Origin of the sequence: Salipiger bermudensis HTCC2601, assembly GCF_000153725.1 — a bacterium.
GTDB classification, from domain to species: Bacteria; Pseudomonadota; Alphaproteobacteria; order Rhodobacterales; family Rhodobacteraceae; genus Salipiger; species Salipiger bermudensis.
The window spans coordinates 883036-891198 of the sequence record NZ_DS022276.1 but is presented as its reverse complement, the minus strand read 5'-3'; the positions used below and the strand labels follow the sequence as shown (position 1 = coordinate 891198).

General features: G+C 66.3%; 8 protein-coding genes. 3 read left to right on the top strand and 5 right to left on the bottom strand.

The window, feature by feature from the left end; all coding sequences use genetic code 11:
• Nucleotides 1–127: 127 nt before the first annotated feature.
• From R2601_RS04305 to R2601_RS04295, 3 genes are all read right to left on the bottom strand, one after another.
• Entirely contained in the window at nt 128–1096 is a 969-nt protein-coding gene (locus R2601_RS04305) for an MBL fold metallo-hydrolase (RefSeq protein ID WP_007794102.1), read from the bottom strand.
• 92 nt (nt 1097–1188) lie between these two features.
• Nucleotides 1189–1746, bottom strand: coding sequence for a 16S rRNA (guanine(966)-N(2))-methyltransferase RsmD (gene rsmD / locus R2601_RS04300; protein ID WP_007794100.1), 558 nt, complete (start codon nt 1744–1746; stop codon nt 1189–1191).
• Nucleotides 1743–2951 (bottom strand): NAD(P)/FAD-dependent oxidoreductase, encoded by a 1209-nt coding sequence (locus R2601_RS04295; RefSeq protein WP_007794097.1) that lies wholly within the window; start codon nt 2949–2951, stop codon nt 1743–1745. The genes rsmD and R2601_RS04295 overlap by 4 nt, the downstream gene beginning before the upstream one ends.
• An 86-nt stretch (nt 2952–3037) precedes the next feature.
• On the opposite strand from R2601_RS04295, the gene R2601_RS04290 reads away from it, so the two are divergent.
• Entirely contained in the window at nt 3038–3526 is a 489-nt protein-coding gene (locus R2601_RS04290) for a peroxiredoxin (RefSeq protein WP_007794094.1), read from the top strand.
• Between the two features lie 18 nt (nt 3527–3544).
• On the opposite strand, the gene R2601_RS04285 is transcribed toward R2601_RS04290, so the two are convergent.
• Nucleotides 3545–4147 (bottom strand): MlaC/ttg2D family ABC transporter substrate-binding protein, encoded by a 603-nt coding sequence (locus tag R2601_RS04285; protein ID WP_007794091.1) that lies wholly within the window; start codon nt 4145–4147, stop codon nt 3545–3547.
• A complete protein-coding gene (locus tag R2601_RS04280) occupies nt 4147–4899 on the bottom strand; it encodes an MlaA family lipoprotein (RefSeq protein WP_040544350.1) in 753 nt (250 codons plus the stop codon). The genes R2601_RS04285 and R2601_RS04280 overlap by 1 nt, the downstream gene beginning before the upstream one ends.
• A gap of 199 nt (nt 4900–5098) precedes the next feature.
• Here R2601_RS04280 and R2601_RS04275 point away from each other — a divergent pair, with 199 nt between their 5' ends.
• Complete coding sequence (locus R2601_RS04275) at nt 5099–6829, top strand: type I secretion system permease/ATPase (protein WP_007794085.1); 1731 nt, start codon at nt 5099–5101, stop codon at nt 6827–6829.
• Nucleotides 6826–8133 (top strand): HlyD family type I secretion periplasmic adaptor subunit, encoded by a 1308-nt coding sequence (locus tag R2601_RS04270; protein ID WP_007794082.1) that lies wholly within the window; start codon nt 6826–6828, stop codon nt 8131–8133. The genes R2601_RS04275 and R2601_RS04270 overlap by 4 nt, the downstream gene beginning before the upstream one ends.
• Nucleotides 8134–8163 lie beyond the last annotated feature (30 nt).

The window sequence follows — 8163 nt, the reverse complement described above, 5'->3', positions numbered from 1 at the left end:
CCCCGAGGTATTTTGAAACCAGAGAAGCCAGGAGCGCTGCGCCCCTGGCTTCTCTTCGTCAGAAATACTCCCGCCGGAGGCAGGCCGTCCGGGGCCGCAGCCGCAGGTTAGCGGCAAGGGCGCGGGGTCAACTCCACTTCCACAGCGCTGGCACGAAGCGGTAGGCGTCTCCTTCACGCATGACGTGGCCGACACCGGGGAAGGGGAAGTGGTATCCAAGCACCGCCATGCGATCCGCCACCGCCATGTCGAGCAGGCGCTTGCGGGTTGTCACGGTGACGTCGCCATCCATGTCGAAGCTATTGTACCACTCCGGGTGGGCGAAGTTGGTGTAGGCGTGGCTCATGGCGTCGCCGGTGGCGAGCAGCTGCTGGCCATTCGACTCGACGATCAGGCTCATGTGGCCCGGCGTGTGGCCTGGCGTGTCTAGGACGCGCAGGCCGGGCACGATCTCCTGTCCGTCGCTCATCAGGTCCCACTCGGCGCCGTCGACCCGGATCGAATTCTGCGCCCCGACGACGAATTGCTGCATCTCTGCCGGGACCTGGCTTGCGAGCCCGTCCTGCATCCAGAAATCATGCTCCGCTTTACCAAGGAAATAGGCTGCGTCGGGCAGGATCGCCTCGTCGAAATCGTCGCGGATGCCCCAGATGTGGTCCGGATGGGCGTGGGTGATCACCACGTGGGTGATGGTCGACGGATCGATCCCGGCGGCGTCGAGATTGGCCATCAGCCGGCCCGCGGTGTCGAGGAAGCGGTTGCCGGAGCCCACGTCGACCAGCACCGTGGCCTCGCCGATCTCGACCAGCAGGTGATTGGTGTGGGAGTAGTTGGTCTCGGGCGACAGGAAATGCCGCTCGAGGAAGGCCTCCACCTCCTCGGGATCGGCATTCACCCCGAGGCCGTCGGCGGGCAGTTGCAACGAGCCGTCCGAGATTACGGTGATCTTTGCCTCGCCCAAGGTGAAGGCGAAATGCGTCGGGTTGCCGGTGGCCGGCGCGCCGAGCTCGGCGCGGGTCACGGCGGGCAGGGTCAGCGCCGGCGCCGCGGCGGCCATGGCAAGGATGTCCCGCCGGCTGGGTTTGAAGAGCGTCATGCGGAGCCTCCCTCTCTCGTCGCACGAATAGACATATGCGAATAAGATACAGGATGCGGGCCCGATTGCCAGCCTTGAAGGACGCGCGTCACTCAGGTGGTGCGCAGAACCGTCACGTGGGTGTCGCCGTAGCGGCGGGTGTCGAGGAGAGCGAAGCCCTCCGGCGCGGTTTGCGGCGCACTTTCCTCCCAGACGACCAGCGCCTCCGGCGCGATCCAGCCGCCGTCCCGGGCGGCGTGCAGAGCGCGGGTGCCCAGATCCTTGCCGTAGGGCGGATCGAGGAAGACGAGATCGCAGGCCGCCTCTGCCTTGGGCAGGCGGGTGGCGTCGCGGGCGATCAGGGTCGCTCGATCGCCGCAGCCCAGCAGGCGGATGTTGTCGCGCAGCAGCGACTGCGCCTTGCGACCGTCATCGATGAAGGTGCAGGCCTCGGCCCCGCGCGACAGCGCTTCGAGACCAAGTGCCCCGGTGCCCGCGAAGAGATCGAGAACGCGCGCGCCGTCGAAGGGCTCTCCGAAGCGGCCCCCGCCCAGCATGTTGAACAGGCTCTCGCGCACGCGGTCGGTGGTCGGCCGCAGATGCGCCCGGGGATCGCCCTTGCCGACCGAGGTGAGCGCCCGTCCGCGCCAGTCTCCGGCGATGATCCTCACGCTTTCAACAGCGCCTTGAGGTCGGTTTCGGGGTCGGACACCGCCTCGGGCTCGGGCGATTTCCCAGCCTCGATCAGGCGCTTGCCGACCATGTAGGCGCGCGGGTCGTTCATCGCGTCGAGCGCCAGCAGCGTGGCGCCCGCGTAGTACCAGTGCGACACGGCCTCGCCCGTCTTGCGCACCACCACCCGGTCGTAGCCTGCGTTGAGCCCGGCGATCTGCAGCTTCACGTCGTACTGATCCGACCAGAACCACGGCTTGGCCTCGTAGGCGCGGCCCACACCCATGATGTTGTCGGCCACCGCCTCGGCCTGGTCGATGGCGTTGCCGACGCTCTCGAGCCGGATCTGGTCGCCGCGATAGGGAAAGGAGGCGCAATCACCGGCGGCCCAAACATTGGGCGCCGAGGTGCGGCCGGTCTCATCGGTGCGGATGCCGTTCTCGATGTCGATGCCGGCGGCCTCGGCCAGTTCGAGCGCCGGCAGGATGCCGACGCCGGCAATGACGAAATCGACTTCGAGCGTGGTACCGTCGGTGAGCTCGGCGGCGGAGACCTTGCCGTCCTCGCCGGTGAGCTTGCCGAGGCCGACGCCTTCGCGGATATCGACGCTCTTGGCCGTGTGCAGCTTGCGGAAATAGTCGGCGGTCTCAGGTGCCGCGACCCGCTGCAGGATGCGCTCGGCCATCTCGACCAGCGTGACCTTGAGGCCGAGCTTGGCGGCCACCGCCGCTGCCTCGAGCCCGATATAGCCGCCGCCGACGATCAGCACGCTTGCACCTTGGGTGAAGCGCGGCTTCATGGCGTCGACATCTGCGATGCCACGGACGCAGAACACGCCGTCGAGATCGCCGCCGATGGCGGCCGGCAGGCGGCGTGGATGCGAGCCGGTGCAGAACACGAGATCATCGTAGGAGATCTTGCGCCCGTCGGCGATGATTGCCTTGCCTTCGGTGTCGACGGCGGTCACCGGCGCGTTCAGCACCAGTTCGATGTCCTGCTCGTCGTAATAGGCGCGGGGGCGGAGGAAGAGACGCTCCTCCTCCATATCGCCCAGCAGGTAGGCCTTGGACAGCGGCGGGCGCTGGTAGGGCGGCACCGGCTCGGCGCCGATCAGGGTGATCCCGCCCTCGAAGCCCTTCGAGCGCAGCCGCGCCACCAGCGAGGCGCCGGCCTGGCCGCCCCCGATCACCACCACATTGCCCATCAGCCTGTTCCCGTTTTTGCGTTTGCCTATTCGGGCGCAGCCTATATCCCTGAAGCTGGAAAACGCAATCAAGGGAGACGCGCGACATGGCCATATCCAAAGGCGATACCCTGCCCGGCGCAACGCTGGTGCAGTTCGGCGAAAACGGACCGGAAGCGGTCGAGCTGGGCGAGAAGCTCAAGGGCCGCAAGGTGGTGATCTTCGCGGTGCCCGGTGCCTTCACCCCGACCTGCCACTCGGCGCATGTGCCGAGCTTCATCCGCACCAAGGACAGCTTCGCCGAAAAGGGCGTCGACGAGATTATCTGCGTCTCGGTCAACGACCCCTTCGTTATGAAGGCCTGGGGCGAGGCGACCGGCGCCACCGAGGCCGGGATCACCATGCTGGGTGACCCGGAGAGCGCCTTCACCAAGGCCATCGGCATGGACTTCACCGCGCCGCCCGCGGGCCTGATCGCGCGCTCGAAGCGCTACGCAATGCTGGTCGAGGACGGCACCGTCACGCTGCTGCACGCCGAGGCAAGCCCCGGCGAGTGCGAGATTTCCGCCGGCGAGGGGCTTCTCGAGGCGATGTGATGCTGCTTGGCGCGCCGGTCAGCCGGCGCGCCTGAGGTCGGCGATCATCGCATCGATGTCGCCGCGGCGGCGGTCGAGCATGGCGCCGATCTCGGTCCGCTCGGTGAGCAGCATGTTCACGCCCTCGACATACATGTTGTAGAAGCGCCCGGACTTCTCGCCGACGAAGAAGGTCACGTCGAAGGGCGATTGCCCGCGCAGCAGCGCCGTGGTCGAGACCTGGTAGGCGTTCTTGACCTTGCGGCTGCCCTCGATCTCGAGCTGGCCGCCGATGAACTTGCGGAATTGCTTGCCGTATTTGCGGCTGACATAGCCCGCGAAGGCGTTGGTGAAGGCCTTCTTCTGCGCCGGGGAGGCGCGGCGGCCGTCGGCCCCCATCGCGTAGGCCGCGATGTAGGGCATGTCGCCATAGGTGCGGAAGATGCGTTCGAAATCGGCGATCATCGCGGTTTCGGATTTGCCCGAGTCGATCACCCGGTTGATATCGACGAGCATGCGCTCGACCAGATCCGCGGCCTGTGCGCTGCTGACGGCCAGTGCTGCGCCTGGGAACAGCGCGCAGAGCGCCGCCGCGGCGCCGCTCGCAACGAGATCCCTGCGGGTCAGAAAGTGCCGGGTCATCAAAATCCCTCCGTGTCCAGTGCTTCGGGGTCGATATAGTCCGCCGCCCCGGTCTCGGTATCTCCGATCTGGTAGCGGCGGTAGGCGAGATAGCTGTTGCGGGTCTGGGCGTAGCTGTCGGCGCTGTCGTACAGCAGCGTGTCGAGCGTGTCTCCATAGGCCACCCGGTCGGCCACCTTGCCCGCGGCACGGATGCCCACCGAATAGTAGCGCTCGGGATCGGGCAGGTTGAAATAGCCAAGCGGGTTCAGGGCGACATCGACGACCTTGCCGACCGCCTCGCGCTCGGTCGCGGGGCCGATGAGCGGCAGCTCGATATAGGCGCCCTCCGGGAAGCCCCAGACATGCAACGTCTCGCCGAAATCGCTCTTGTCCTCGGGCAGACCGATCCGGCCTGCGACGTCGAACAGCCCGGCGAGACCGACTGTGGCGTTCACCCCGAAGCGCAGGGTGTTGCGCGTGGCGCGACCGAGACGGGCCTGCAACAGCTGGTTCACCACGGTTTGCGGCAGGCGCAACGTGTCGGCCACGTTCGAGACGCCCTCGAGCACCGGCGCGGGAATGGCGCTGGCGCCGCCCTCACCTCCGCCGCCAAGTGCGGAATCAACGCGTTTGTTGAAGGCGTGAACACGGCGGTTGCCGGCTTCCTGGGGGTCGAAGATGCCATCTGGCGCATCGCCCGGCCCCGGAACGGCGCAGGCGGTGAGAAACAATACTGCGATGACCGGAGGGAGTGTCTTCAGTGTCGGCATGCCGCACTCACCCGAAATTAAAGTGCATTGGAAATTTCCGTCCTTGCTATAGAAGGAACCATAATTGCAGATTGAGCCGGCGTCACAAGCAAGCGGCGCTCAGGGAATTGCCCTGTGTCGGATCGGCGACAGGATGATCATTAAGACTTCTCCGCGTACACTGCGGTAAACAATACGACTGAGGGAGAGCGCATTTCAGATGATACCGCGTTCGAAAGAGGCCGGACGCGACGAGCTGATCGCCGCGCGACGCCAGAGCAGACCTTACTACTGGTTCGTGGCAATTTTCAGCTTCTTCGTGAACCTGCTGATGCTGACCGGCCCGCTTTACATGCTGCAGGTCTACGACCGCGTGCTGGGATCGCGCTCGATTGCCACGCTGATCGCGCTGTCGGGGCTCGTGGTGTTTCTCTACGGCATGATGGGCATCCTCGATTATGCCCGCGGGCGCGTCATGGCGCGGGTTGCCGCGCGTTTTCAGGCGGCGATGGACGTGCGCGTCTTCGACGCGGTGATGCGCCGCGCCGCGGTGAAGCCGGATGAACTGTCCGCCACCGGCCTCAAGGATCTCGAGTCGATCCAGCGGCTGATGTCCTCGCCGGTCCTGATGGCCTTCTTCGACATGCCGTGGACCCCGTTCTTCATCGCCGGCATCTTCGTCTTCCATCCCTGGCTTGGCTATCTCGCGCTGACCGGGGGCGTGATCCTCATCTTCGTGACCGTGCTGAACCAGACCTTCAGCCGCGCGCCTACGCTGAAATCGAACCATGCGCTGCTGGTTGCCGAGCGCAACTCGGACGAGATCCGCAACGAGGCCGAGATGGTACAGTCCCTCGGGATGCGCGAGGATGCGTTCCGGCGCTGGAACACCGCGCGCTCGGACGCGCTGCGCGGCCAGATCGGCACCACCGACATCATCGGCACCTTCACCGTCGCGACCAAGACCTTCCGCCTGTTCCTGCAGTCGGCGATGCTCGGGCTCGGCGCCTATCTCGTGCTGCAGGGCGAATTGACGCCCGGTGCGATGATCGCCGGCTCGATCCTGATGGGGCGCGCCCTCGCGCCGATCGAGCTTGCCATCGGCCAGTGGCCCGCGGTGACCCGCGCCCGCAAGGGCTGGGACAGCCTGGCCCAGCTGCTGACCGAAGAGCCCCCCGAAGCGCCGCGCCTGCCGTTGCCCAAGCCGCAAGCGCGACTCGAGGTCACGCAGCTGACCATCGTGCCGCCGGGCGAGCATCAGGCCTCGCTGCGGCTGGTGAGCTTTGATCTCGAACCCGGGCATGCGCTTGGCGTGATCGGCTCGTCCGGGGCCGGAAAGTCGACGCTGGCGCGCGCCCTCACCGGCACCTGGAAGCCCGCCGGCGGCAAGATCCGTCTCGATGGGGCCGCGCTCGACCAGTACGGCCAGTCGCTGGGCGAACATATCGGCTACCTGCCGCAGCGCGTGACGCTGTTCAACGGCACCATCGCCGAAAATATCGCCCGCCTGTCGCACACGCCCGACCCGTCCAAGATCGTCGAGGCCGCCAAGAAGGCCGACGCCCACGAGATGATCCTAAAGATGCCGCAGGGCTACGACACCAAGGTGTCGTCCACGGGCGGCCGTCTCTCGGGCGGGCAGATGCAGCGAATCGGGCTGGCCCGAGCGATGTACGGCGACCCGGTGTTGCTGGTACTCGACGAGCCCAACTCGAACCTCGACAACGAGGGCTCCGAGGCGGTGAACCAGGCGATCCGCAAGATGAAGGACGAGGGCAAGACGGTGATCATCATGGCGCACCGTCCCTCGGCGATCCGCGAATGTGATATGCTGCTGATGCTCGAGCATGGCACCCGTGCGGCCTTTGGCTCGAAAGAGGAAGTGCTGCGCTCGCGGGTCAAGAACCACGAGCAGATTGCCACGGCCGCAGGGCCGGGAGGTGTGAGATGAACGACGACACAAAGGGCTTTTCGCTGCGCACGCCGATGACCTTCGGCTTGGCGGCGCTGCTGATCCTCGTGGTCGGCTTCGGCACCTGGGCGGCGACCACCGAGATCTCTGGCGCGATCATCGCCGGGGGGCAGATCCAGGTCGATCAGAACCGGCAGGTGGTCCAGCATGCCGACGGTGGCATCGTCGAGGAGATCCTCGTGGAGGAGGGCGACACCGTCGAGGCGGGCGAGGTGATGATCCGGCTCGATCCGACGCTGCTGCGCTCGGAACTGACCATTGTCGAAGGGCAGTATTTCGAACTGCTGGCGCGGCGCTCGCGGCTCGAGGCCGAGCGTGATGGCAGCGAAGAGATCGTCTTCCCCGAAATCCTCCTCACCCATGCCGAGACCGATGACGAGGTGGCGGAACTGATCAGCGGCCAGCGCAACCTGTTCTTCGCTCGCCGGGCCTCGATGGACCGCGAGGTCGAGCAGCTCAACAAGCGCAGCGATCAGATCGGCAACCAGATCGAGGGGGTCGAGGCGCAGGTCGAGGCGCTCGCGGCGCAGCTGTCCTTCGTCGACGAAGAGCTCGAAAGCCAGAGGTCGCTTCTCGCACGCGGGCTGGCGCAGGCCAGCCGGGTGCTGTCGCTGCAACGCGAGGCGGCGCGTCTTGCCGGCGAACGCGGCGAGCTGGTGTCCACCATGGCGCAGGCCGAGGGCGAGATCACCGAGATCGAGATCGAGATCATCAAGCTCGACACCGCCCGCCGGGAAGAGGCGATCACAACGCTGCGCGACATGCAGTATCGCAGCCGCGAACTGGCCGAACAGCGGCTGGCTCTGCTCGAGCAGCTCAAGCGGCTCGAGATTACCGCCCCGGTTGCGGGGGTGGTCTATGGCATGACCGTGTTTGCACCGCGCTCGGTGATCCGGGCCGCGGACCCGGTGCTGTATCTCGTGCCACAGGACCGTCCGCTGGTGATCGCGGCGCAGATCGAGCCGATTCACATCGACCAGACCCATGTCGGGCAGGAGGTGACGCTGCGGTTCTCGGCGCTCGACCAGCGCACCACGCCCGAGCTCTTTGGTACGGTGACGCAGATCTCGGCCGACGCCTTCACCAACGAGGAGACCTCGGTGAGCTACTACCGCGCCGAGATCATCCTCAACGAGGGCGAGGCCGAGAAGCTGCCCGAGGGCAGCACGCTGATCCCGGGGATGCCGGTGGAGGCCTTCCTGCGCACCGCCGACAGGACGCCTCTGGCCTATCTCGTGAAACCCTTCACCGACTACTTCTCGAAGGCCTTCCGCGAAAGCTGATCCACCGCTCAGGCGGCTATTTCCATTGCG